This window comes from Lysinibacillus sp. NPDC094177, assembly GCF_050279145.1.
Taxonomy (GTDB): domain Bacteria; phylum Bacillota; class Bacilli; order Bacillales_A; family Planococcaceae; genus Lysinibacillus.
Genome location: NZ_JBNNTW010000003.1, coordinates 295139 through 319950 on the forward strand (window position 1 = coordinate 295139; position 24812 = coordinate 319950).

23 protein-coding genes and 1 riboswitch are annotated in these 24812 nt (G+C 35.9%); of the genes, 16 read left to right on the forward strand and 7 right to left on the reverse strand.

The features are described 5' to 3' along the window. A partial coding sequence (locus ACQKNC_RS07560) for a hypothetical protein (protein ID WP_427424229.1) occupies positions 1–183 on the forward strand: 183 nt, incomplete at its 5' end. 174 nt (positions 184–357) lie between these two features. After that, the gene (locus ACQKNC_RS07565) at positions 358–1608 is read left to right on the forward strand and encodes a methyl-accepting chemotaxis protein (RefSeq protein ID WP_427424230.1); all 1251 of its coding nucleotides are present in this window, start codon (positions 358–360) and stop codon (positions 1606–1608) included. Positions 1609–1732: 124 nt separating this feature from the next. Here ACQKNC_RS07565 and ACQKNC_RS07570 read toward each other — a convergent pair whose 3' ends face one another. After that, complete coding sequence (locus ACQKNC_RS07570) at positions 1733–2164, reverse strand: DUF4181 domain-containing protein (RefSeq protein ID WP_427424231.1); 432 nt, start codon at positions 2162–2164, stop codon at positions 1733–1735. A gap of 548 nt (positions 2165–2712) precedes the next feature. Between ACQKNC_RS07570 and ACQKNC_RS07575 the strand changes: the two genes are divergently transcribed. Beyond that, positions 2713–4182, forward strand: coding sequence for an amidase family protein (locus ACQKNC_RS07575; RefSeq protein ID WP_427424232.1), 1470 nt, complete (start codon positions 2713–2715; stop codon positions 4180–4182). A 455-nt stretch (positions 4183–4637) separates the two neighbouring features. Here ACQKNC_RS07575 and ACQKNC_RS07580 read toward each other — a convergent pair whose 3' ends face one another. Continuing rightward, a complete protein-coding gene (locus ACQKNC_RS07580; RefSeq protein ID WP_427424233.1) occupies positions 4638–6578 on the reverse strand; it encodes a GTP-binding protein in 1941 nt (646 codons plus the stop codon). Positions 6579–6759: 181 nt separating this feature from the next. Next, positions 6760–6945, forward strand: a riboswitch (cobalamin riboswitch). Positions 6946–7113: 168 nt separating this feature from the next. On the opposite strand from ACQKNC_RS07580, the gene ACQKNC_RS07585 reads away from it, so the two are divergent. From ACQKNC_RS07585 to ACQKNC_RS07600, 4 genes are all read left to right on the forward strand, one after another. Beyond that, positions 7114–8115, forward strand: coding sequence for an ABC transporter substrate-binding protein (locus tag ACQKNC_RS07585; RefSeq protein ID WP_427424234.1), 1002 nt, complete (start codon positions 7114–7116; stop codon positions 8113–8115). 54 nt (positions 8116–8169) lie between these two features. Then, on the forward strand, positions 8170–8859 hold the full coding sequence (locus ACQKNC_RS07590) for a precorrin-3B methylase (RefSeq protein ID WP_427424235.1): 690 nt from the start codon (positions 8170–8172) through the stop codon (positions 8857–8859). Positions 8860–9180: 321 nt separating this feature from the next. Continuing rightward, positions 9181–11169: a S9 family peptidase gene (locus tag ACQKNC_RS07595; RefSeq protein ID WP_427424236.1), complete on the forward strand. Its 1989-nt coding sequence runs from the start codon at positions 9181–9183 to the stop codon at positions 11167–11169. Positions 11170–11355: 186 nt separating this feature from the next. Beyond that, positions 11356–12372 (forward strand): S66 family peptidase, encoded by a 1017-nt coding sequence (locus ACQKNC_RS07600; RefSeq protein ID WP_427424237.1) that lies wholly within the window; start codon positions 11356–11358, stop codon positions 12370–12372. Positions 12373–12938: 566 nt separating this feature from the next. On the opposite strand, the gene ACQKNC_RS07605 is transcribed toward ACQKNC_RS07600, so the two are convergent. The 3 genes from ACQKNC_RS07605 to ACQKNC_RS07615 all read right to left on the reverse strand — a co-directional run bounded on the left by ACQKNC_RS07605 (position 12939) and on the right by ACQKNC_RS07615 (position 15931). Further along, positions 12939–13481: a GNAT family N-acetyltransferase gene (locus tag ACQKNC_RS07605; protein ID WP_427424238.1), complete on the reverse strand. Its 543-nt coding sequence runs from the start codon at positions 13479–13481 to the stop codon at positions 12939–12941. Positions 13482–13753: 272 nt separating this feature from the next. Beyond that, a complete protein-coding gene (locus tag ACQKNC_RS07610; protein ID WP_427424239.1) occupies positions 13754–14950 on the reverse strand; it encodes a class I SAM-dependent rRNA methyltransferase in 1197 nt (398 codons plus the stop codon). 63 nt (positions 14951–15013) lie between these two features. Then, the gene (locus tag ACQKNC_RS07615) at positions 15014–15931 is read right to left on the reverse strand and encodes an alpha/beta hydrolase (protein ID WP_427424240.1); all 918 of its coding nucleotides are present in this window, start codon (positions 15929–15931) and stop codon (positions 15014–15016) included. A gap of 172 nt (positions 15932–16103) precedes the next feature. Here ACQKNC_RS07615 and ACQKNC_RS07620 point away from each other — a divergent pair, with 172 nt between their 5' ends. Further along, positions 16104–16580, forward strand: a complete 477-nt coding sequence (locus ACQKNC_RS07620) for a dihydrofolate reductase (protein ID WP_427424241.1) — start codon at positions 16104–16106, stop codon at positions 16578–16580. Between the two features lie 115 nt (positions 16581–16695). Here the strand turns inward: ACQKNC_RS07620 and ACQKNC_RS07625 are convergent, their stop codons facing one another. Continuing rightward, positions 16696–16920, reverse strand: coding sequence for a tyrosine-type recombinase/integrase (locus ACQKNC_RS07625; protein ID WP_427424242.1), 225 nt, complete (start codon positions 16918–16920; stop codon positions 16696–16698). Positions 16921–17259: 339 nt separating this feature from the next. Between ACQKNC_RS07625 and ACQKNC_RS07630 the strand changes: the two genes are divergently transcribed. From ACQKNC_RS07630 to ACQKNC_RS07650, 5 genes are all read left to right on the forward strand, one after another. Further along, complete coding sequence (locus ACQKNC_RS07630; protein ID WP_427424340.1) at positions 17260–17328, forward strand: hypothetical protein; 69 nt, start codon at positions 17260–17262, stop codon at positions 17326–17328. Between the two features lie 330 nt (positions 17329–17658). Then, positions 17659–18819, forward strand: a complete 1161-nt coding sequence (locus ACQKNC_RS07635; RefSeq protein ID WP_427424243.1) for an acyltransferase family protein — start codon at positions 17659–17661, stop codon at positions 18817–18819. Between the two features lie 728 nt (positions 18820–19547). Beyond that, a complete protein-coding gene (locus tag ACQKNC_RS07640) occupies positions 19548–19697 on the forward strand; it encodes a hypothetical protein (RefSeq protein ID WP_427424244.1) in 150 nt (49 codons plus the stop codon). Between the two features lie 17 nt (positions 19698–19714). Then, a complete protein-coding gene (locus ACQKNC_RS07645; protein WP_427424245.1) occupies positions 19715–20455 on the forward strand; it encodes a MerR family transcriptional regulator in 741 nt (246 codons plus the stop codon). A 34-nt stretch (positions 20456–20489) separates the two neighbouring features. Next, positions 20490–21146, forward strand: coding sequence for a GAP family protein (locus ACQKNC_RS07650; protein ID WP_427424246.1), 657 nt, complete (start codon positions 20490–20492; stop codon positions 21144–21146). Positions 21147–21359: 213 nt separating this feature from the next. Here the strand turns inward: ACQKNC_RS07650 and trhA are convergent, their stop codons facing one another. Then, positions 21360–21995 carry a PAQR family membrane homeostasis protein TrhA gene (trhA, locus tag ACQKNC_RS07655; RefSeq protein WP_427424247.1) on the reverse strand — a complete coding sequence of 212 codons (636 nt, stop codon included), beginning with the start codon at positions 21993–21995 and terminating at the stop codon, positions 21360–21362. A 274-nt stretch (positions 21996–22269) separates the two neighbouring features. Between trhA and ACQKNC_RS07660 the strand changes: the two genes are divergently transcribed. The 3 genes from ACQKNC_RS07660 to ACQKNC_RS07670 all read left to right on the forward strand — a co-directional run bounded on the left by ACQKNC_RS07660 (position 22270) and on the right by ACQKNC_RS07670 (position 24808). After that, positions 22270–23112, forward strand: a complete 843-nt coding sequence (locus tag ACQKNC_RS07660; protein WP_427424248.1) for a DegV family protein — start codon at positions 22270–22272, stop codon at positions 23110–23112. 183 nt (positions 23113–23295) lie between these two features. After that, a complete protein-coding gene (locus ACQKNC_RS07665; RefSeq protein WP_427424249.1) occupies positions 23296–24228 on the forward strand; it encodes a GDSL-type esterase/lipase family protein in 933 nt (310 codons plus the stop codon). A 4-nt stretch (positions 24229–24232) separates the two neighbouring features. Next, positions 24233–24808, forward strand: coding sequence for a YpmS family protein (locus ACQKNC_RS07670; protein WP_427424250.1), 576 nt, complete (start codon positions 24233–24235; stop codon positions 24806–24808). Positions 24809–24812: the final 4 nt, after the last annotated feature.

Here is a 24812-nt window from a genome sequence, read left to right on the forward strand (position 1 = left end):
CTGCTGCCGCTTCGCTTTCGCGCAAAAACCATCTGCTGCTGCCGCTTCGCTTTCGCGCAAAAACCAACTGCTGCTGCCGCTTCGCTTTCGCGCAAAAACCATCTGTTGGCACGACGCCTCCAGGAAAGTGCCCAGTCGGAACGGAAACCAACCCCTCGTTTTGCTGAAGAGTCGAACTTTTAGATCACAACTTTATTGACGCAATATTCTTTCAACGTCATAAAAGCACTTTCTCTAAAGCAAAGTGAGTTCTATGTTTCACTGTTTTTACAAAAGTTGGGCTTTTTTATAGGAATTTTAGGATATTTAAACTATAATAACAACATTAGAATAATAATATAGTTGGGGGAGTTTAGTATGAGTTTACGGAAAAGAAGTATAATTGGCTTTTCTACTTTAAGTGTTCTTATGGGTGTCATTTTAATTATTGACCTATCAAATGTAACTTCATTAGATTGGTTATCCACTTTATTAACGATAATTGGAATGACTATGACGATTTCGTATATTTTCTATGTGAAATATAAAATTATTAAGCCGATTAATCAATTAGCTGAATCTGCTCAAGCTATAGCTGATGGGAATTTTCATACTGCTCGTATTGAGATAAATTCCAATGATGAGATTTCGAAGTTAGCTCATGCGTTTATAGAGATGAAAGAACAATTACATACGATGACACAAGAAATTGCGAGTAGTTCTACAGATTTATCAGCGAGCATCGAGGAGCTATCAGCAAGTACAAATGAAATTACAAATGCGGTTAACGAAGTTGATTCACAAATGGAGAATACGTCTGAGGGACTTAAGAAAGCAGCTCAGTCTGCAAATGAGAGTGCTATTGCAATGCAGGAAACTGCTGATGGCATTGAACGTATTACTGTGGCAACGCAAGACGTATTTGATCATGCAAAAGAGGCAAATGACATTGCAGGCAAAGGTGCGGAAATTTTACACGTAGCTAAAAATCAAATGGAGTTTATTTCAACTTCCACTGAAAAAACAAGTGAATTAATGCAACAATTATCAAGTAAAATGACAGATATCAAGACTATGACAGACATGATTACGGCTATTACAGATCAAACGAATTTGCTTGCATTAAATGCAGCGATTGAAGCGGCGCGGGCTGGAGAACATGGTAAAGGTTTTGCAGTAGTAGCGGAGGAAGTTCGAAAATTGGCGGAGCAATCTAAGGATTCAGCTATTCAAATTGTCGAGCTAGTAGTAGGCATAGAAAGCGATACAAAACAAGTGGCTACCTCTGTCGAAGAGGACTTGAAAAACGTTCAACAGGGCGTCTATGTCATTGATGAGGCTACAAAGTCATTTGGTACAATCTCTCAGCATGTTAGCAAAATGACGAACCAGCTAGAGGATATTTCCGCAACAGCAGAAGAGCTTTCAAGTAGCTCGAATGAAGTGACAAAATTAGTATCGACAATCGCAAACGGAATGGATAAATTATCTAATTATACTGAGGTTATTCTGCAGTCAGTTGATGAGCAAAGTGTCTCTATGCAAGCGGTCAACATGGTAGTGTCGGAAGACTTATGTGTACAAGCTGAAAATTTACAAAAGCTTACACAAAGATTTAGTGGACAATAATTGAAAGAACTATATTACTTAATAAAAAAGGCTATTTTGCAGGTGTAAATTTTCTGCGAAATAGCCTTTTTTATATCAAGTGCATTGATTAGCCGGTATTATCGATCGCTTAATAGCTTCGGAATTAAACAGTAAATAAGCCGAAAAAATCAGTTGTTATCGTCAAAAATACTATGCTAATCATAAACATCATTTCGGCGATAGTAGCAAGAAAATCTCTTTTATTTTCCGCGTATTTCCATTCCATATATGCTCGTAGCATTTCAGATGTTATTAAAAAGACAATAAAGATAAACCATGTTTCAAAATACCAAGGAATTCCATATGTGTCGTTGTCAATCATAAAATACGAACTAATATAAAATAAACTAATAAAAATTATTCGTACAGACCAATCTAGTTTTTTATGTCTTTCGTTAATGTGATTATAAGAAAACCATTTCTTTCTTTCAACACCTAACAGCTTTCTAATGATAAATCCAAAAGTACTAATTACTAAAAAAAGCACCATTAGAAAAAGCATTAGTGTTCCAAATTGGATATTAATATTATTCAATTTCATTCACCTCTAAACCTGATCTTTTCTTGAAATAGTAGCTTTAGATTATTTATGTATTTTTATTGCTTGAACAATTAATGAAATTCCTATAATACATAGACTTCCTGATAAAACATGAAGGGTTATATTCCATCCTTCACTGACTTTTTGAAAATATTTGATATATATAGACACGCCATATATGCACATTGTGACACCCCAAATACCTCTAAGCTTCTTCATATGATCCCGTTCCCACCCATTTCTAAACTAACTGAAAAATTTTATCTATATAGAAAGTGTAGCACAGTAGATCATTATTTGGTAATTAATTGGAGAGTGTGAGACAAACAGAAGCACCGGTTATATGAATACACTTAAGCCACTAGATTGATATGTGAGGGGCAGTTTAACATTTATGTTTATACGTTAACTACTTGTCGAGCTTTGAGTTAGAATGCATACTTATCCGATTGCGAGTCCTGAGGAGACTTTGAAATTTAATTATGTTTTAGGTATAAATTTATTTTGTTGGTATAATCTTGAAGGAAGGGTGGGGAACATGAATGGAGAAATATTTTAATAGTTTTCTTAAAGAAGAATTGTCAGTAATCGATATTCAGAAAGCTATGGTACAAGGTGATATAACATCAAAAGAATTAACTATGTATTATTTACATAGAATTGCTAACTATGATCAAAGTGGACGAAAAATTAATTCTATGCTTGAAATTAATCCTGAGGCGATATTTATTGCTGAAGCTTTAGATGAGGAAAGAGTGACAAAAGGGGCTAGAGGGCCTCTACATGGAATTCCAGTTGTTTTAAAAGACAATATCGAAACGAAAGATTTTATGCATACTAGTGCAGGAACAATAGCATTAGAATACTATATAGCTAAGCAGGATGCATTTCTAGTAAAAAAGCTTCGTGAAGAGGGGGCAATTATTTTAGGGAAAGCAAATATGACTGAATTAGCAAACGGTATGTCAAGTACGATGTGGGCAGGCTATAGTTCTCGAGGTGGACAAACACTTAATCCTTATGGTGATCCAGAACTTTTTGTGGGAGGATCTAGCACAGGATCAGCAGTAGCAGTTGCATCGAACTTTTCGGTTTTATCAATAGGGACTGAAACAGACGCCTCGATTTTAAGTCCTGCAATTCAAAATTCAGTAGTAGGCATAAAACCGACTGTTGGGCTCATTAGTCGTCAAGGCATTATTCCGTTTACATACTCTCAAGACACAGCAGGGCCAATGGCTAGAACAGTAACAGATGCAGCTATTTTATTGGGAGTATTAACAGGAGTAGATCAAGACGACGTCGCTACATATAAAAGTGAAAAAAGGTTATATAAGGATTACACCCCTTTTTTAGATGCTGCAGGATTAAATGGAGCTAGAATTGGTGTTTATAATAATGCCTCAAAAGCTTATTATGACTCAGGGGAATATGATGAAACACTTTTTCATAATGCAATTCAGATTTTAAAAGGGCAAGGAGCCGTTATTATTGAAGACATCGAGATTCCTTCTTTCCATAGAGACTGGAAATGGGGAGTACCGCAATATGAATTAAAGCATAGTTTAAATAATTTCCTTGTCAATCTACCTTCTCACATGCCTGTGCATTCTATCTCTGAATTAATTCAATTTAATAAACGATCAAAAGGAAAGTCGTTGAAATATGGGCAGGATAAATTGGAATCGAGAGAGAATTTACCGAATACCTTAAGAGATCCTGAATATATAAATGCAAAATTAGAGGATTTGTATTTTTCTCAAGACCAAGGAATCGACTATACATTAAAAAAATATAAATTAGATGCGATTATCTTTCCATCCTATATAGGTTCGACAATTAGTGCAAAAGCTGGTTATCCGTCTATTGCCGTCCCAGCAGGGTATATGGAAAATGGGAGACCGTTTGGTATAACTTTCGCAGGAACTGCATTTAGTGAAGATGTACTTATAAAACTTGCATTTTCATTTGAACAAGCAACTAAACTCCGGAAAGCTCCGAAGTTGTATTAAGATCCTCTGGTAGACAAAGTAAACACCGTATTTCTCGGTCTCACGAATTTATAATGGGAGGTAATGGCCTTCCTAGTTTATCTGGATACGGTGTATGCTATAAATTGGTTAAATCCTATCTTGATTTGAACCCTAATGGGAGAATCAAATACCTGCGCGAAGCAAGAGCATACCCGCGCGAAGGCAGAATACCCGCGGAAGCAGAGCAAATACCCGCGGAAGGGAGTTAAATACCCGCGCGAGGGCAGAATACCCGCGAAAGGGAAGAGAATACCCGCGGAAGGGAGTTAAATACCCGCGCGAGGGCAGAATATCCGCGGAAGAAAAGCAAATACTCGCGGAAGGGAAGAGAATACCCGCGCGAAGCAAGAATACCCGCGGAAGCAAAACAAATCCCCACGAAACATAAAAAAACAGGACAATGATATATAACAAATCATGTCCTGTTTTTAAATTTACTTAATACAATGCATAGCTGCCTCTGCTTCATGCCATGGAACGGAGTAGCCTTTGCCTTTTGCACAAAAAATGCTAGAAGATGTATATTCGGGATCGGCGTTCTTATCGTAGCCAATTTGCGCAATAATGTCTTCTGTATTGTGACATATATCATAACCATCAAATTGTAGAGAAAGTACACCCTTACCATTGGTGTAGGCGGCAAAGGTTGTACTGTAGCTCATAAATGTTACGACAGGGGCTCGGCCAGTTAAAATCGCATCATTTTCTGTTAAGATTGGCGCGTCAAATGTACCAGCAGCTTGCTGAATGTCGGTCATCATGCGACCGATAAAATCACTAGGCGCTTTGAGCTTAAAGCGGTAATAGGGCTCTAGTAATACATTTTCTGCTTGCTCCAGCCCTTGTCGTAATGCACGGAATGTTGCCTCGCGGAAATCGCCACCGTCAGTATGTTTAATGTGTGCGCGCCCCGTTAAGAGAGTGAAGCGAATATCTGTCACAGGAAAACCGGTTAACAGCCCATGATGATCGCGCTCGAATAAATGTTTTTCAATGAGTCGTTGATGCCCAACCGATAAATCATCCGCGTGACATGCATTGACAAATGTATTACCAGTACCGCGTGTATTTGGCTCCATTAATAAATGTACTTCTGCATAATGCTTTAATGGCTCAAAATGACCATAGCCTGTCACGGTTGTTGCAATCGTTTCCATATATAAAATCTGTGGTTCGCTAAATGAGATATCTAGCGAGAAGCGTTTGTTAAGCACGTCGATAAGAACCTCGAGTTGGATGACACCCATAATATGAACATGAATTTCTTGGAATTTTTCATGCCATAGTACACGTAATGATGGTTCTTCTGCTTCGAGTGTGCGGAAAATCTTTAATATTTCCTTTATATGCTGATCACCTTCATATTGTACTTTCGCCTGTAATGTTGGTACTAATTCATAGGGCTGTGGGATACCGGAATTACCAATGATATCTCCGATGTTAGCTTTACTAATCCCTTTAACTGCGAAAATTTCCCCAGCTTCGACCTCTTGAGCGCTTTCATAACGACTACCATTATATTGCCGTATTTCAGTCACTTTTTCTGTTACATCTCCAAATGAAAATTCATCACGCACATGTAACGTTCCTTGCAAGGCCTTTAAAAAAGTTAAACGTTGATGTCCATCATGACGAATTTTAAACACTTCACCTTGGAACGGGGCATCGTTATGAAAATGTGTCTTTGTAAGTAGGGGAAGCTGTGCTAGGAATTCCTTTATCCCAATATCTTTTAAGGCTGAGCCAGTAAAACACAAAAAGGCCATTTCCTGTTTAATCATCGTTTGTAAATGAGAAAGGCAGCTTGCGCTATCCAATGTCTCATTAAGAAAAGCATCTAGAAGCTGCTCATCACGTTCGGCAAGCCATTCCATCATCGAATAAGGAACATAGTCTGAACGGAGCGGTTCATTTACGAGTAGTACATCCTCAGAGCAATCCTTATGAAGCTGTGCCATAACGGCTTTAACATCTGCCCCTTCACGGTCAATTTTGTTGATAAAGAAAAAGGTCGGGACGTGATATTGGCGTAACAGTTGCCACACTGTTTCTGTATGACCTTGTACTCCTTCAACCGCACTAACAATAATAATGGCATAATCCATAACTCGAATGGCGCGCTCCATCTCTGGGGAGAAATCGGCGTGTCCTGGTGTATCGATTAACGTATATGTATCGTTTCCAATCGTCATGCGACCTTGCTCCGCAAAAATTGTAATGCCCCGCTGACGCTCTAATTCATGATTATCTAGAAATGTGTCCTGGTGATCTACTCGCCCGCGGGCTTGAATACTGTTTGTATGAAATAGTAACTGCTCAGAAAATGTTGTTTTTCCTGCGTCAACGTGAGCGAGTACTCCAATTGTTACATGCATAAAAAAATCCTCGTTTCTATTATTTCATCTATCAACATTGTAACAGAATTGGATTGAAAAATATTTCGTATAAAAATAGTTAGTATTTATGTCTGAATAGTGTTAATATATTTATGATAATAATTTTTTGATATTTTTATGAGATTGTGAATCTATTAATCTTGCAATATCATTTACAACAAAATAAAAACGACCTATTGGTGCAAATGATCTTTGTCATTTGCTTAAAAGGGAAATCGGTGCAAATCCGATGCTGTCCCGCAACTGTAATGGAGAGTCTATACGAAATGCCACTGTAGCTATGCTATGTGAAGGTGTATAGATGATGAACCTAAGCCAGGATACCTGCCAATTAGTTTTCTTTTACTTAAACCACGAGGATGGGGATAGTGAACAGGTTGAAGAACCTTTCTTTCACTATGCTAACCTCTTGGAAACAAGGGGTTTTTTTATGCCCTTTTCTAGAAAACTAACTTGGTAGCACAGAAGTCTAATGATTTCTTTCTATATATTTAACAACAAAGGAGAAGAGGACATGAAGAAATGGAAACACTTATGGCTTGTCTTTGCAATAGCATTGATCGCTGTACTAGGCGCGTGTAACTCAAAGGACAAACCAGAATCTGCTGCAATAGGTGAGAAGGTAGAGCCTTCACAAGCTGAAACGACAGAAGTAACAATTGAAAATAATGGAACAACACAAGTATATAAGGAAGCACCTAAAAAAGCGATTAGCTTAAATCAACACGTAACAGAAATTATGCTGGCTTTAGGTTTAGAAGATTCAATGGTAGGGACGGCATACTTAGATGATAAAATTTATGAGCCCCTGCAAGCTGCCTACGATAAAGTGCCTGTAATAGCTGAAAAGTATCCTTCTAAGGAGCAAGTAATTGATGCAGGTGCAGACTTTTTATACGGTGGTTGGAAAAGCGCCTTTGGAGAGAAAGGTGTTGGTACACAGGAAGAGCTTGAGGCATTAGGTATTCACAGTTATTTACATACATCCTCAAATATGACGAAACCAACTTTAGAAGATATTTTCACAGATATTCGAAATATCGCAAAAATTTTCGGCGTTGAGGATCGTGGAGAAGCATTAATTAAACAAATGACAAAGGATGTAGATGCTGTCCGTGCGAAATTACCGCAAAATGAAAAAGAACTACGAGTTTTAGTGTTTGACAGTGGTGATAAAGATGTCTTTACTGCTGGACAAAACTTCATGAATGAGCTTGTAACTATTGCTGGCGGTAAAAATATTTTTGGTGATGTGGAATCAGGATGGACTACGGTGTCAAAAGAGGATGTAGTAGAACGAAATCCAGAAGTTGTTGTTGTCGTTGATTATGGAGAAACAACGGCGGAAGAAAAAATAAATTTCTTGAAAAATGATCCAGCCTTAAAAGAAACGGAAGCAGTAAAAAATGAACGCTTTGTGATTTTACCGCTTTCTGCCGCGTCAGAAGGAGTTCGTGTTGCAGAAGCTATTCAAATTTTGGCGAAAGGCTTCTATCCGGATAACTTTGAAAACTAGAAAAAATATGGGGCTAGCGTTTTGCTAGCCCTCTTTTCATAAGGAGAATTATTTATGAATGCATTTCGTAAAAATATACCCGACAAAACATTTGCAAAACTAAACAATAATGGAGATTTTACCCGTCTTGCCGTAAGCCCAGGTATTATTAATAAGCATTATTCTCCGGCACAATTTCAAACAATTGCAAAGGTTGTAGGAGAAACTGGTGCAATCAAATACTCCGCATCTTACAGTATAATATTATCAATTCCAACAGTAGATGTAACAGATGCAACTAAAGAGCTACAAGACGCTGGTCTGTATGTGGCAAAGCAAGGGCCAAGTGTGGCTATGAAGGCTTGTGATTTTTGTGATGGTGATAAGATGGAGGCAGCCCCAATTACTGAACAGCTATATCATTCTTTAGAAGGGATAACTGTCCCAACAAGATTACGTTTAAACGTAAATGGTTGTGCCTCTGCCTGTTATATTGCGGTTTATGATGATATTGGGCTTGTCTACCAAAAGGATAGCTTTGATGTCTATTTAGGGGCAGTGCCAATGGGTCCAAATGCACAAGCCGGGACTCTGTTTGCAAAAAGAGTAGAAGTGGAGCATATTGAAGGTTTTTTAAAGCAAATCATTGAGCTCTATAAGGAACGTGCACGTCCGAATGAACCTTTTTATAAATTTTATCGCAGAACAAATTCTGCGGATTATTGGGAAATGTTAAAAAATAAGACCATCATAACGGGAGTGTGATTTCCGTACTGACTGAGTGCTTACCAGGGTGTGTCCGAAGAGCCGCTTCATCAGCATCTCGTTCTACCCGATAAAATGCTTATGTCGTTACTCAAATGCGTACACAACCACTTATCCCAAAATCAATCTTTGAAATAAATGATGTCCGTAGCTCTTGGTAATTATTGCGAAGCAGCTACGGTTTTTTAATTGTACTACATGCTATTGTAAAATCCTCTCTGGGATAAAAAAACAATTTCTCCTTTGAAAGCAGGAATAATACTTAGGGCGTCGAAATATTCTACTAAGTAATGAAATTTCGGCGCAAAGGGGATATAAAATATGACATCGAAACAAGGGATAAAACCAGAAGATCTATACCAATTAAAATCCGTGGCAGATCCACAAGTATCACCTGACGGAACAGAAGTTGTGTATGTAGAGACTCGTATTGATGAGAAGAAAAAGGACTACATGTCTAATTTATTTTACATAAACTTAAATGAAAAAAATCCTCAACAATGGACATTTGGTGAAGATAAAACGAATTCACCTGTATGGTCTCCAGATGGCAGTAAAATCGCATTTGTATCAACGAGACATGGCAAGCCACAAATTTTTGTGCTTTCAAAAGCAGGTGGGGAAGCGAAACAACTTACTAATTGTAAAAACGGTGCGACATCACCTGTATGGTCTCCATGTGGTAAAAATATAGCTTTCTCAATAAAGTTAGGAAAAAATGACAGCATTTATGATAAAGCTGAAAATGATAAGAAAGATGACAAAGAACTAAAACCACTTGAAGTAGAAAAGATGAAATATAAATCAGATGCTGCTGGGTTTGTTGATATGGAGCAATTTTCTCAAATTGCCATCGTCAACCTGGAATCTGGAGAATTAGAGCTAGTTACGGAAGGGAAACATAATTTACAGCTTGGTACATGGTCTCCAAACGGTAAATATCTTTCATACATTGCGGACTTAACGGAGGATCAAGACTTTTCATTCATATGTGATATCTACTTATTAGATTTAGAAACGAAACATGGTCGCAAGCTAACAGAAGGAACAGGGGTGTTTTACCAAACATCATGGTCACAGAATAGCCGCTACGTATCTTATGTTGGAAATGAAAGAGAATTTGAAAATGCCACACAAGCAAAGCTCTGGATATATGATTTGGAAAATAACAATACGACATGTGTAACGAGTGAATTTGACGCTCCTGTTGGTGATTTTGTTGTCGGTGATTTCCTTCAAGGTGTTGCTGCTCCGCGTGTCCAATGGTTGGAGGATAATAAAAGTTTTTACTTCCAAGTGACAGATCACGGAAATACAACTATTTATTTTGGCAATTTATCTGGCGAATTATATCCAGCTATTAATGATGATCAGTATGTCTATGGTTTTTCACTTGATCATAAAAATGATAGAGCGGTAGTCGCCATCAGCACTACTACAAATCCTGGCGATCTATTTTACGTAAATTTAAATACTGGTGAAAAGGAACAGCTTACAAATGTAAATGAAGAATTTTTAAAGTCGAGAGTATTATCTGTTCCTGAAGCAATTGAATATGTAGGGGCAGACGGGTGGAAAGTAAGCGGCTGGATGATGAAGCCTATTGGCTATGAAGAAGGGGAGAAATATCCACTTATTCTTGAAGTTCATGGTGGACCGCACGCTATGTATGCCAACTCCTATTTTAACGAATTCCAAATCCTTGCTGCTCAAGGTTATGCGGTTCTCTATACGAATCCTCGAGGAAGCCATGGATACGGTCAAAAATTTGTTGATGCGGTTCGTGGTGATTATGGTGGTAATGATTATAATGATCTAATGGCCGCTGTTGATTATGCATTGGAGCATTATGATTTCATTGACAAAAACCGTCTCGGCGTTACAGGTGGGAGCTATGGGGGCTTCATGACTAACTGGATTGTTGGTCATACAAATCGCTTTAAAGCCGCTGTTACGCAACGTTGCATTTCTAACTGGATTAGTTTTTACGGTGTAAGTGATATCGGCTACTACTTCAATGTCTGGCAAATCCAAGCGGGACTAGACGATATAGAGAAGTTATGGAATCATTCGCCACTTAAATATGTAGACAATGTGGAGACGCCACTGTTAATTTTACACAGCGAAAAAGACTATCGCTGTCCGATTGAACAGGCAGAGCAATTATTTATCGCCTTAAAACATCGTAAAAAAGAAACAAAATTTGTTCGCTTCCCTGAATCTAATCATGAACTTTCTAGAAGCGGAAAACCAACGTTAAGAATCAATAGACTAGAATATATTAGGGATTGGTTTGTGGAATATCTATAAGAGCAATATTGGTGGCCAAAGAAGTGAAAATATTTCTTTGGCCATCTAGTATTTTTACATGCCTAGTTAACAAAGGCTGTTTTCGTAAAGATTGTTGCTCTTCAACTTACGGTGCAGTTTAGTTTAAGTAGAAAATAGTTATTGTTCGACTAAATTGCATTTGGTAAAAATTAAGGGGGATACCATATGATTAAATACCCGTTTTTAGAAAAAGATGCAACCATAGGAGTCACGGCACCTTCATTTGGGGTACAAGTTGAGTTACAGGATATGTTTAAACAATTATGTGAGCGTCTGCAATCGAAAGGATTTAAAATCATTTGTGGTGATACGGTTTGGTCTCAAGAAAAAGCCAAATCCGCACCTGCCGAAAAACGTGCAGATGAGTTTAATGAAATGATGCGTGATGATAATATAAATATCATTATTCCTCCATGGGGTGGAGAACTGTTAATTGAAATACTTGAAAAAATTGATTTTGAAAATATAAAAAATAAATGGGTATTAGGTTTTTCAGATATAAGTGCATTATTACTAGCAATCACATTAAAAACAGGTATAGCTACTGCTCATGGTACAAATCTTGTGAATTTAAGAGGGGAATTTTCAGATGACACCACTGCAATGTGGCAGTCTGTATTATCGACAAAAATTGGAGAATCAGTCCTTCAACATTCATCAGCTAAATATCAAAAAGAATGGCAACACAATTCTCCGTCTCCATGTGTTTTTAATTTAACAGAACAAACCTATTGGAAAACTGTGTCAAATCAAAAAGTTAAGATACAAGGTCGTTTACTTGGTGGATGCATAGACGTAATAAGACATTTGGTTGGTACAGCTTTTGGTGATGTACAAAACTTTAGAAAACAATATATCACTGGAGAGCCTGTATTATGGTATTTAGAAAATTGCGAGTTGAACACAACAGATCTAAGAAGGTCATTAGTACAAATGAAATTAGCTGGTTGGCTTGAACATTGTTCAGGTATTATGTTTGGTCGAAGTGAAGCAAATACGCCTGTAAATAACTACACGGTTGAAGATGTTTATAAAGAACTTTCTGATGAGCTTGGGATACCTATTATTTATGACGTGGATTGCGGTCATGTTCCACCACAAATCACTTTCATAAACGGGGCTTATGCTGAAGTAGAAGTAGAAGAAGGTAAAGGTATTATTTTGCAATACTTTAATCAATAGACAGATAAATTTTCCTTGTTGAACTAACGAGGAGCATTCCTGTAATAAAGAATTGGCTCATTCTCCTTTAGTTCGTGAAGAAATCCCCTTAAAGTAAGGGGGTGCTTTAGGTTTATAATTAATAATTTCTAAACAACCGGTGAAAGAGTTGCTGAACAAACATGATACGGCAGCTCTTTTTCTTATTGTAGTAAGTCTTATTGTCCGCGCGATTGTTGAATAAAACTTAGATTTTTTAAAGGATTTTATTGTTATATTTTTCAGTATAGTGAAGTATCTTACATCAAAAATTAAACAACTATATTTTTAACCCCGTCCTAAATTTAGAACGGGGTTATGCTTGTTTGAGCTGTTAAAATTTAATTACTATATTATCATTTTACAAAACAAACGAGGGCTTTAGTTACATATTTTATATACAAAACATCAAACAAAAAACAGAGTGGATTCTACACATTTTGTAGAGTAACTCTGTAACAGCAATAATCTTTTAGAAACAGCCTTAACAAAAGAAGAATTAAGGTAAAGGAACTAAATGGTCGGAAACATCTTTTTGAGAAACTTCGCTATTCATTAATTATTCCGTAATACACTAAATTCTCATATTTTCCGTCTTTGATGATATGATCCTTTAAAATTCCTTCTTGTTTCATGCCAATCTTCTCCATTACTTTTCCTGAAGCGGGGTTCGATGAAAAATATCGAGCAAACACTTTATGCATTTTCTTTTCTTCAAAAGCAAATTGTACAATCGACTGCCCAGCCTCCGTGGCATAGCCTTTTCCCCAATACTCCTCGCCAATCCAATAGGCTATTTCACCTTGATTAAAATCTTTATTATTCGATAATGCAATGGCTCCATATAATTCGCCAGTTTCCTTATCTGTAACTGCAAACTCATACGAAATATCCTCCATAAAATGATCGTAATGATGTTCCATCCACGATAATGCATCGTTTAAGCTATATGGAAAAGGGAGGTACATGGTACTTTTATAAATATTATAATTATTGCAAAGCTTTGTAACCGTTTCTGCATCAGATGTTTGAAATAATCTAAGAACGAGTCTTTCTGAAGTAATTATTAACTTTTCACGAACATATCCCATTCAACCATCTCCTTTTATCAATATACTGTTTAATGACACTAACCATAGCGTGTGGTTGATTTCCGTTCCTCTATTCACTAATCCCCAGGGAGTCTCCCAGTCTCCACTCCAATGAACTTGTACATTTGAGAATATCATCCCAAATTTTAGGAATGGGATATTTTGATTGTATAACAAATAGAAAATTCAAACAATTACACAGAAGGGATTATCAAAATATTTTCCCGAACAAAAAGACAGAACCGTTAGGGAACGATTCTGTCTAGGTTCATTTAGTTGAGTTTTTTAATAAATACAACCTTTAAGTAATTGAATTCTGGATATTCACGTGGGGCACGGAAATCCTTAGGTAAGCCATATTCTTCAACAATTTTATAGGCTGTTTTGGTTTCTTTAAATGCTTGATCAATAAAGCTTTTGAACTTTTTCATTCCAAAGCTTGCATTGTTCGTTGAAGCAACGATGACACCGTCTTTCTCCGTAATGGCGATTGTGTCTACGAGTAATTTAGGATAGTCTTTCGCAGTTGAGAATGTTCTTTCTTTCGTACGTGCAAAGCTAGGTGGATCTAAAACGACAAGGTCAAATTTTAAATTATGGCGCTGTGCATATTTAAAATAGTTAAAGACATCCATGACTTTAATATCCTGTGATTCGTAGTCGATGCTATTGACGCTAAATTGCTCAATTGTTTTCGCTAAACTACGCTTTGCAACATCTACACTTGTTGTTTTTATTGCTCCTCCAAGTGCCGCTGCAACAGAAAATGCTCCCGTATAGGAGAACGTATTTAGCATATTTTTACCGTCTGCATAACGTTCACGAATGGCAAGCCTCACTTCTCTTTGATCAAGGAAAATACCTGTCATGGCTCCATCGTTTAAATTAACAGCGTATTTCATACTATTTTCCGTTACAATAATCGGAAATTCGCCAGGTGTTCCCATGACGAAATCGTCCTGTTCAATATACTGTCCCTTAGTATCGAAACGTTTTTTCTCATAAATGGCTTTGTAATCAACTGTCTCTGCAAGTGCTTCATATACCATTTCTTTAAATGAATAAATGCCTGCGCTATACCAGCTCACCATATAATAAGAATCGAAAAAGTCGACTGTTAAACCGCCAATGCCATCACCTTCACCATTAAATGTTCGAAAGGCTGTTGTGTGTGGATCGTTGAAAAATGCTTCACGATTTTGTATGGCCTTTTTAAATTTTTTCATAAAAAAGGCTTTGTCTATTTTTTCGTTAGCATCGGTTGATAGCACCCAACCAATACCTTTGTTTTGTAAGCCATAGTATCCTGTGCCAATAAAACGGTTATGATTATCCGTAAGTCTTAGAAGTGCACCTTCTTCTTTAGGAAGATGGCGTGCATCAACTGCATCTTTTGAAATGAGCGGATATCCTTTTTTTAATTGATCAGAAAATGGATTGTTAATTTGTAAAGCAATAGTTTGTGTCATGTTGTCATCCTTTAAAAAAACATTTTGCTCTATTATCGCACTATTTTATGCTGATAGACAAACTTATTTCACGAAATTAGCAATTTTTTCAGCTGTTTCAATAGTCGCTTCTTCGAAAAAATTCATTTTACTAAAGTAACTATGGATTAAACCAGTCATGTTTACGTGTTCAACAGTGACTCCGACATCCGAAAGTTTTTGTGCGTATGCAAGACCTTCATCGTAAAGGACATCTGCCTCTGCAGCAATAATTATTGTTTTTGGTAACACACTTAAGTCCTCAATCTGAAGAGGGGAAACAAGTGGATCCATAAAGTTATCTTTTTCAGTGTAGTGACCTGCAAACCACTGCATTCCTTGTTTGTCTAAGCCGTAATGTTTGCCGTAAGAATTGTAAGAAGCTGTTGTAAAATCAACATTGACTACAGGATAAATAAGTGCCTGTGCTTTAATTGCTGGTCCATTTAATGTTGCAGCTAAGTAGGCAACAACCGTTGCTAAATTTCCGCCTGCGCTATCACCAGCGACTGTAAGGTTTGCTGCATCTCCTCCAAAAATTTCGATATTTTCGTAAACCCACTCCAAACTGTCATAGGCATCGTAGAGTGGTGTAGGGAATGGGTATTCTGGTGCTAAGCGATAATCAACCGATACAACGATTGCTTGCGCTTTTTCTGCTAATAGCTGACAGCCTGCATCCGTTGAATCTAAATTTCCAAAAACCCAACCTCCACCATGGTAATAAACAATAACAGGAAGTTTTTCGTCTAAAACAGGTCTATAAATGCGCACATTAATTTGTGCTCCATCTCGAACTGTTATTTTTCTATTCTCAATTGCCGCAAGCTGTGGGCTATGAGGTGACGTCCACTTTGGCACTATACGTATTGCTCTCGCTTCTTGTGGTGTTAAATTATAATATTGTTTAGAAGATTCACTTGCTTTTATATAACGGATCGCTTCATCTTTTAATTTTGTCATCATCATCAATCCTTTAAATTTCTTTTGTTAATCCTATTATAAACTATTCAGATAAAATTACTAGGATTTAATATCGAATAAGAAAATAAATTAATTTCTAAGCAGAAATAATCTGATTGTAAAGTAAAATTATGTTTATAATATAATGAACGATAGTATTTGGAGGGACAATATGATTTCTTTAATTGTGGCACATGATAATAATTATGTGATTGGCTATGAAAATGGCATGCCGTGGCATTTGCCTGGCGATTTAAAATATTTTAAGGAGAAAACGATGGGGAAGCCAATGATTATGGGGCGTAAAACATTCGAATCCATCGGTAGACCGCTTCCAGGTCGACGCAATATTGTCATTACGCGTGATGAAAATTATCATGCGGATGGGATTGAAGTGGTGACAAGCTTAGAGGGTGCCCTCGCCCTTGCTGGAGATGTTCCAGAAATAATGATTATTGGTGGCGAGCAAATTTTCCGTTTATCCATGAATATCGCAGATCGCTTGTACATTACAAAAATCAATCATTCGTTTAATGGGGATACATACTTCCCGAAATATGAGGAGGATTATGTACAAGTATCCTCAGATGAGCAAGAAACAGCACCAGAGGGTTACACATTCCAATATCAGATTTTTGAACGGAAATAATCAGGTCTATGCGGTGTGCGGATGCACATCAATTCTCAAAACGTTAATCAATATCTTATTGTATCAACGTTTACAAAGGTTTTTTGGTTCAAGTTGGTTCAAATCGGCTTGAACCTCATAAAGAACTTAACAGAAAAAAAGCATCGGCATCTTGCTGGTGCTTTTTTTCTGGCATTAATTCCAGATAATATTTCTGTGTGGTTTGAATATTAATGTGACCTAATCGTTTTGAGACATATGCAATATCTATATCTTGAGCAAATAAAAACGATGCATGGGTATCTCTTAGACTGTGAAAAGTCGTTTTTTTAATGTTTAATTCTGTTAATAAATCAGCCAATTGTTCGGATTGTTTAAAGCCACCAAAGCCGAAAATATAACCATTCTCTTTACAGGAATTTTACGAATGAGTTCATATACTTCTTTGTTGATAGAAACATCACGTTTCGCATTTTGCGTCTTTAGTGAAGTGTCATCAGAAGTGGGACTGATAGAATGTCTAACTTCTATTCCGTATTCATAAGCTCTCAGGTCTTATTGCTAGTAGCTCTCCACGTACCATACCAGTTTCTAATGCGAGTAGTACAAGTAGGTTGAATTCATCTTCTGGACGCTGCAAAACGTAATTAAGAAGCTTTTTAAGAGATTAGACGAAGCTGGAAAGTTACTAGGCATCGAAGTGCTTGATCACTTAGTAGTAAATAGTGATACCAGTTTTACTAGCCTAAAAGAGAGAGGCTATATTTAAAAGGGAGAAGCAGCTCCCTTTTTTTCTTCAAGGTATATTTAAATATTCGCATTATTAAATGTAGGTTTTGGTAGTATGATTATTAGAATAAATGTATCATATAGAATATGGAATCATTACATATTAAAGTGTTTTATTCAATGAAATTTTCGAAGCTTGTTCAACTGACGGGGCAGGATAGTGGAAAAAGGAATTAACTTATTATCTATATCAAATAAGTATGATATAGCGAAATAGTTATTGATTAAAAAATGTAGATATTTTCTTAAAATGGTAAAAAATACATTGATATTATCTCAGTGTAACTTCTAGCGGGAAAGGAGTTTATAGGTGAAAAAAGAGAGTGATCGTTTATATTTCATCGATAATTTAAAAATAGCTTTAATTATGCTTGTAGTAGCTCACCATGCTGGACAAGCTTATGGACCAGGTGGTTGGTGGTTTTTTTTGGATGATGAATCTATCAATTGGTTGGGCAAATTTTTCTCTGTAAACGCAGCATTCTTTATGAGTTTGTTTTTCTTTTTATCAGCCTATTTTCTCCCCCAATCAATCTCAAGAAAAGGGCCGAAACGGTTTTTAAAAGAACGGCTTATTAGAATTGGTATTCCATTACTACTGGGATTTCTCGTGATGATTCCTATTCTGATGTATTTATATTACATTAATTTCAGAGATTATGAACCCATCCCATTTTTTTCTTACTATGTTAATATATTTTTTGGACTTGGTAATGAACCCGCGAATTGGACTGGGCCTTCATGGCCTGATATGCAATTTGGCCATTTATGGTTTTTAGAGCATTTACTTGTGTATGCGATTGTGTTTTCGGTCTGGACCTTCTTTACATCGAAGGAATTCACACAAAAGTCTGATAGAAACATTAAGGTTTATCAGATTCTCTCCCTGTGGTTGGTCGTTAGTTTAGTGACTTTTATTACAAGGATATGGTTTCCTATTGATCATTGGACAGCTTTTTTAGGATTTATTCAAACTGAATTTGCACATGTACCACAGTATGTGAGTTTCTTTTGTTTAGGCATTATGGCTTATCATCGCAAATGGTTTTTAACTATGAGTGCGAGAGCAGGATACATCTGGCTTGTAATTGGAATATTAATAGTGACCGTTTTGTATTTTGGAGGAAATACGATAGATCCTTTTCTTTTAAAGGGTGGACAAAACTTCGGTTCGTTGGCTCGGTCATTAATTGAGACGTTACTGTGTATTTCACTTGTAATCGGTCTTCTAATTTTATTTAGAGAGAAAGTTAACGGCGCTAATCGTTGGTCAAAGATGTTAGCAAACAATGTATTTGTTGTTTATTTCATCCATGTCCCAGTAGTTGTCTTCCTTCAATATACATTGAATGACCTACCAATATCAGTCTGGACTAAATTTCTTATAACGGTATTTTTAGGAATCATTCTAAGCTTTTTGCTAAGTCATTTTGTATGGCGAAAGATTCCATACCTCAAAAAAATGATGTAAAAGGAAATATTTTTTAGATAAGTGAAAAAGCCAGCATTAATGCTGGCTTTTGTCTTAATAGGATAATGATGTGTCATAAAAATAATGGCTCTTGTTCATTAAAAGACTTTAAATGTACACATAGCAGTGGAATATAGGCAAAATGTATTCAACTAACATCTATCTTGTTGGTTCAAGTAATGTCAATTTCAATCCTTTTCCATACATTTTTATCCATATAACAATTCCCAAAACGTTGATATAAATGGATTATGATGTATTCATTACACTTAGAATATATCTGTATTTTTCTCAAAACGTTAAAGGCTTGTTGATACACAAACGTTTTGGTTTACAAATTATTTAACAGATTTAAAGCATCGGCATCTTGCTGGTGCTTTTTTTCTGACTTTAAATCCAGATAATAATATTGTGTCTTTTGAATATTAATGTGACCTAATCGTTTTGAGCCATATGCAATATCTATATCTTGAGCAAACAAAAATGATGCGTGAATATCTCATTCTTCTTGAATTGCTTAGGTGCTTTAACTTCTAAAGTCGGTTTTTTACTTGGTTATCTGTTTAATCATTTTCCTCCCTCCTTAAACTAGATTATATATAAAATGACGTAAGGTGAGTTTCAAATTTTATGCAGTGGGATGCTTAAATTAGTTGAAAGTGACCTTACGTCATCTTTTATACTGTTATTAGAGCTTTAACTTTAAAACTTAAAGGAGAATCCTATATATGAAGAAAGACGATTTCATTATTTATGCTTGCGTTATTATTGGAGCAGGAGTGGGTTTAATTTTTGATAATGCTTTTCCAGGGGTGCTAATTGGCTTAGGAATTGGGTACGGATTAAAAACAATGTTTATTAAAAATACAAATGAATAAGAAAGTAGGGTATTAGCTTGTTTCATATTAACGAATTTAAAAAACTGAGCGGTGTATCAGTTAGAACTTTGAGATATTATGACAAAATAGGACTTCTAAAACCTGTATCAAAAACTGAAGGAGGTCATCGATTATACTCAAACAATGAATTGAAGAAACTTCAGCAAATACAATTCTTAAAAACTATAGGATTTCAATTAAGTGAGATCAAAATGATGTTAGAGTCCGAAGAATGGGATTGGTCCAATAGTCTAATGAAACAAATATCTTATGTTATAAGTGAGAAGGACCGTCTTTCAAAGATAGAAATTAGTTTAAGGGAACTAATCAACGGTATAGCAATTGATGGAGAAGAATTTAGGATTAAAAAAATTATGGACTTATATAATAATAAGGATTCTAAAGAAGTATTAAAATATAATCGAAATGAATTAAATTTTAAAAACACGGAAGTACTAGAAAAACTTCCGAAAATGGCTAGTAGCGATCCAGACTCTTTAGAGTGGATTGCTTTAGTAGGACAATTAAAAAAATATATGCACCTTAGTTATAGTAATACACGAATACAAAATATCATTAAGAGAATGGATGTAAAAAAAAGTGAAGATTTTAATGAAGAAGATGCATTTTTAGATAAACTTTGGGAAATTAGAATGTCACCCGAGAAATCAAAAAAATATAACCTTTATCCAATTGATCAAGAAGTCCTTAGCTTTATGGAAAAAGCATATTTACATTATCTCGGTAATAATTCATAGTTATTTAAACACAATTGTTCACGTGGAGGGAAAGATGGGAACAGATATATTAATTTATTTGGGTGGCTTAGCTCTTGTAGATACATTAAGCCCTACGATTATTGGTGTTACTTTATTTCTGGTATTAACAGACAATAAAAATTTAACATCAAGATTATTGGCATATCTATTTACAGTTGTCCTTTTATATTTTTCATTAGGTATCATCATGATGCTAGGCCTAAATTTTATAATAGAATCATTCTCAAATACTTTTCAAAATAAAATATTTAGCTGGGGAATCTTCGTAATAGGGGTGATATTATTTACTACTAGCTTTTTTATCCCCGCAAATAAAAAAAGTAATATTCCAATGCCTAAAACTCAAAGTATTTTCTCAATTATTATCATTGGTATTACGACTTTTATCATAGAGGCAGGCACAGCTTTACCTTATTTTACAGCTATTGGATTATTAACTACAATAGATATACCTTTTTATCAGTGGCTTCCAATTATAGCAGTATACAATATTATAATGGTTCTACCAGCTCTGCTGATATTTTTAGGATATAAAATGTTTGGAAAGTTGATAAAACCTACCTTAGTTAATCTTCGGAATAAAATATCAAACAGTTCAAGTTCTGCCTTATCCTGGATTATGTGTATAGTTGGAGTGATACTAATATTTTACACTATAGATTATCTATAGTAGTAAAGGATACAAAAGGTAATAATAAACATGTTTAATCATTATGTTGTTAGGGTTTTGTTAAATAAAATACAATTTTAAATTTTAATTAAGGGATTGGATTACGTAGAATGGAAGTACGATTTTGAAAGGATCTTAAAGAAGGAATTAAAAGGAAATACCTTACAATAAAAAAAATCGCTCCTTTTATTAAAAGAGCGATTTTTTTATATTTTATAAGTAAAAATAAACACAAACATACATCGCGCCACATCCAGCTAACACAAATAGATGCCAAATTGTATGATTGTAGGGAAGTGAACGCCATGCGTAAAAGATAGCGCCAATCGTATAGAAAAGCCCACCTGCTAATAGTAAAGCAAAACCATGAAAGCCTAAGAAAAGATAGACAGGCTTAATGGCAAAAATAATTAACCAGCCCATACCGATGTAAAAAATTAAAGAAAGCTTCTCAAATCGATTAATAAAAAAACATTTAAAAATAACACCTAGTATGGCAAGTGACCAAATAATACATAATAAAGTAATGCCTAGCGTACCACCAATTGCAATTAAAAGGAAAGGTGTATACGTTCCGGCAATTAAAATATAAATAGAAGAGTGATCAAGAATGGCGAAAAAGTGCTTGTATTTTTCCGGCATACTATGTAACAGCGTCGACATTAAAAATAAAATGATCACAGAGGCACCAAAAATAGTAAACGTTGTAATTTGGAGCGCACTTCCGGTTTGTACAGCTGCTAAAATTAGAACAACTAGCGCTGGAATACTTGCGATAAATCCAATGCCATGTGTAATGGCATTCCACAATTCTTCCTTCCATGTTTTGTAGTCAAAAGAATCTAACATATCGAACACTCCTTTCGTGCTTGCATTTACTATACCCCAATAATTTTCATCCTGGAATTTACATTTGTCATGTTTTCAACATCAAAAGTGTCATATAAATGCTTAAATACTTGGAGGACTTTGTTAGACAAGGATTCGACAAAGCGCTATAGTATCCAAGGTAACGGTTATTAAATGGACTGAAACGAGCGGAACCTAATGACAAATGTCATGTTTACATAATGATTCGTTAGTCTATATAATAAAATTTAATGAAGTAAAAGGATGTGTCGAAGTGGGACGAATTCATATAGTGACGGACTCAACTTGTGATTTAACAAAAGAAGAAATAGCGCAGCACGGTATACATATTGTGCCTTTAACGATTCAAATTGATGGAAAAACATATACAGATGGTGTTGATATAGAGCCACAATCTTTTTTAGAGAATATGAAAAATGCCGAAAATTTACCAAAAAGCTCACAGCCTGCACCGGGGAAATTTAAAGAATTATACGATGAGTTAGGTAAAGACGGAGATCAAATTATTTCAATTCATATGACTGGTGGTATGAGTGGAACAGTTGAATCAGCTCGTCAAGCAGCGCAACTGACGGATGCAGATGTAACTGTTATTGATTCACGTTTTATCGCCTTTGCTCTAGCTTTTCAATTACGAGAGGCAATTAAAATGCGTGATGCTGGTGCTACTGTCGAGGAAATTATTGCACGTCTTGAAAAGGTTCGCGAAAATACGTATTTGTATGTTGTTGTCGACACACTTGAGAATTTAATTAAAGGCGGACGTATTGGGAAAGGTAAAGGCTTCATCGGTTCTTTGCTGAACATTAAAGTAATTGCAAACTTAGAAGGTGGCGCATATAATCCCGTAACCAAAGTACGTAGCCATAAACAAGTTGTGAACTACTTATTTAAACAATTCCAAGCAGATACTGCTGGAAAAACAGTAAAGTCAGTTGGGATTTCTCACGCCGATGGAATGGTAACGATGGGGGGCCCATTAAAAGAATTGATTGAAGGAACAGGTTTTAATGAAGTAGGAGTTGCCTTTACTTCACCAATCATCTCAACACATACTGGCCCAGGTGCAATTGGTTTTATTTATTTTGCAGAATAATATATATGAGCTACTACATAAATAATTGTAGTGGCTTTTTATTGTTTATAAAGTGTCATGCCTATTTATACGAAAAAACATAATAAACACACATTTTTACTCAATACCTAGGTATAGTCACTTTTCATTGCAGCATGAACTATTCTATAATAGAATAAACAGCAAATGATGGAAGGTGGTCAAATGAACATTTGGCGAATGATAGTTTTGTCATGTTTGACCGTCTTTGTACTAAGTGGTTGTGTAATATCAATAGATGAACCGAATCCGCAAGCAGAACCAGAAGGGGAGCACGCAGGGACGGAGCAAGATATGAAACAGGATGAGCAACAAACAGAAAATGAGGAAAAAACCTCAAGGAATGTATTGACGCAAATTTTTGAACATTTTTTTGAGCCATCACCAGAGGATTTACGGAAAATTGATAATGAAAGCGCAAAGCAACTACAGTACCTAGCACTCGGTGATTCTTTGACAGCCGGTGTCGGTGATGAGTATAGTAAAGACGGTTTTGTAGGTAGATTAGCAGATTCATTGGTAGCTCGGTCCTCGATTTCTGACGTTGAAGTTGATAATCGAGGAAAAAGAGGAAGACGAAGTGATCAGCTATTAAAATTAGTGAAAAAAGGGCATTATGATGAAGAGTTGCAAAAAGCACAGCTCATTTCAATTACAATGGGTGGAAATGATGTCATGAAGATTGTCAAACAAGATCTGTTTAATTTGAAACGAGATGCTTTTGATAAGGAATTGAAGGCCTATAAGAAACGTTATAGTAAAATTGTTGATGGCATACGAGAAAAAAATCCAACTGTGCCTTTAATACTTATCGGTTTTTATAATCCATTCTCTATTGTGACAAATGAAGCGAATGAATTTGATACGATTATTACGGAGTGGAATAAAGTCATTGAAGACATAGCGAAGAAAGATGCTAATGCGTGCTATGTATCAGTGGAGGACTTGTTTGATTCCAATAAAGAGCTCGTTTATCATTCGGATTTCTTCCATCCAAATGCAAAAGGCTATGAAAAAATGACAGATCGAATATTGAAAGCAATGGAGAAATGTAACATGGAACAAAAGATTAACAAGGAAATAGGCTTCGAGGAGTGACAAAATGAATAAATGGAAATTTGCATTTTTTGCCTTTGCGGGCACAGTGCTTTTTGCGATCCTCCTCGTCGTTTATTTAGCAACTAGACCAGTAGATGGAGTAAATTTAGCGGAGAGTTCAAAAGGTGAAAGTGAAGTAAAAGGTAACGTACTAGTTGTCCAAACAACAAAGAAGGAATTGGAATCTATATCGAAGAAGTATTTAAAGGATGCGGGAACACCATTACCGTTGGACTTTACGATTGGTGATGATATTCAATTAAGAAGTACGTTAAAGGTGTTCTATACAGAAATCCAAATTTCTATGAACTTCGATCCCATAGTTGATGAGAAAGGGAATATAATTTTAAAACAGACGGGAATGAATGTTGGGCTGTTAAATATTCCACCGGAAACGACTATGAAAATTATGCGAGACACGGTGAATTTCCCTTCGTGGATTACAGTCAATCCGAATAAGGCAGAAATCTATATTGACTTATCGCGCATTAACATTGCTTCAGGATCTCATATTAAAGCAAAAGAATTAGACTTACCAAATGATAAGATTCTACTCGAAATTATTGTTCCTGGTGCATAAGGAG

Bases quoted from the DNA above. Each gene is read 5' to 3' on its own strand.
- ACQKNC_RS07590 (WP_427424235.1), top strand. From the start codon at position 8,170: ATGAATGCATTTCGTAAAAATATACCCGACAAAACATTTGCAAAACTA.
- ACQKNC_RS07665 (WP_427424249.1), top strand. From the start codon at position 23,296: ATGAACATTTGGCGAATGATAGTTTTGTCATGTTTGACCGTCTTTGTA.
- ACQKNC_RS07650 (WP_427424246.1), top strand. From the start codon at position 20,490: ATGGGAACAGATATATTAATTTATTTGGGTGGCTTAGCTCTTGTAGAT.
- ACQKNC_RS07575 (WP_427424232.1), top strand. From the start codon at position 2,713: ATGGAGAAATATTTTAATAGTTTTCTTAAAGAAGAATTGTCAGTAATC.
- ACQKNC_RS07605 (WP_427424238.1), bottom strand. From the start codon at position 13,481: ATGGGATATGTTCGTGAAAAGTTAATAATTACTTCAGAAAGACTCGTT.
- ACQKNC_RS07580 (WP_427424233.1), bottom strand. From the start codon at position 6,578: ATGCATGTAACAATTGGAGTACTCGCTCACGTTGACGCAGGAAAAACA.
- ACQKNC_RS07640 (WP_427424244.1), top strand. From the start codon at position 19,548: ATGAAGAAAGACGATTTCATTATTTATGCTTGCGTTATTATTGGAGCA.
- ACQKNC_RS07585 (WP_427424234.1), top strand. From the start codon at position 7,114: ATGAAGAAATGGAAACACTTATGGCTTGTCTTTGCAATAGCATTGATC.
- ACQKNC_RS07565 (WP_427424230.1), top strand. From the start codon at position 358: ATGAGTTTACGGAAAAGAAGTATAATTGGCTTTTCTACTTTAAGTGTT.
- ACQKNC_RS07670 (WP_427424250.1), top strand. From the start codon at position 24,233: ATGAATAAATGGAAATTTGCATTTTTTGCCTTTGCGGGCACAGTGCTT.
- ACQKNC_RS07610 (WP_427424239.1), bottom strand. From the start codon at position 14,950: ATGACACAAACTATTGCTTTACAAATTAACAATCCATTTTCTGATCAA.
- ACQKNC_RS07600 (WP_427424237.1), top strand. From the start codon at position 11,356: ATGATTAAATACCCGTTTTTAGAAAAAGATGCAACCATAGGAGTCACG.
- ACQKNC_RS07595 (WP_427424236.1), top strand. From the start codon at position 9,181: ATGACATCGAAACAAGGGATAAAACCAGAAGATCTATACCAATTAAAA.
- ACQKNC_RS07620 (WP_427424241.1), top strand. From the start codon at position 16,104: ATGATTTCTTTAATTGTGGCACATGATAATAATTATGTGATTGGCTAT.
- ACQKNC_RS07615 (WP_427424240.1), bottom strand. From the start codon at position 15,931: ATGACAAAATTAAAAGATGAAGCGATCCGTTATATAAAAGCAAGTGAA.
- trhA (WP_427424247.1), bottom strand. From the start codon at position 21,995: ATGTTAGATTCTTTTGACTACAAAACATGGAAGGAAGAATTGTGGAAT.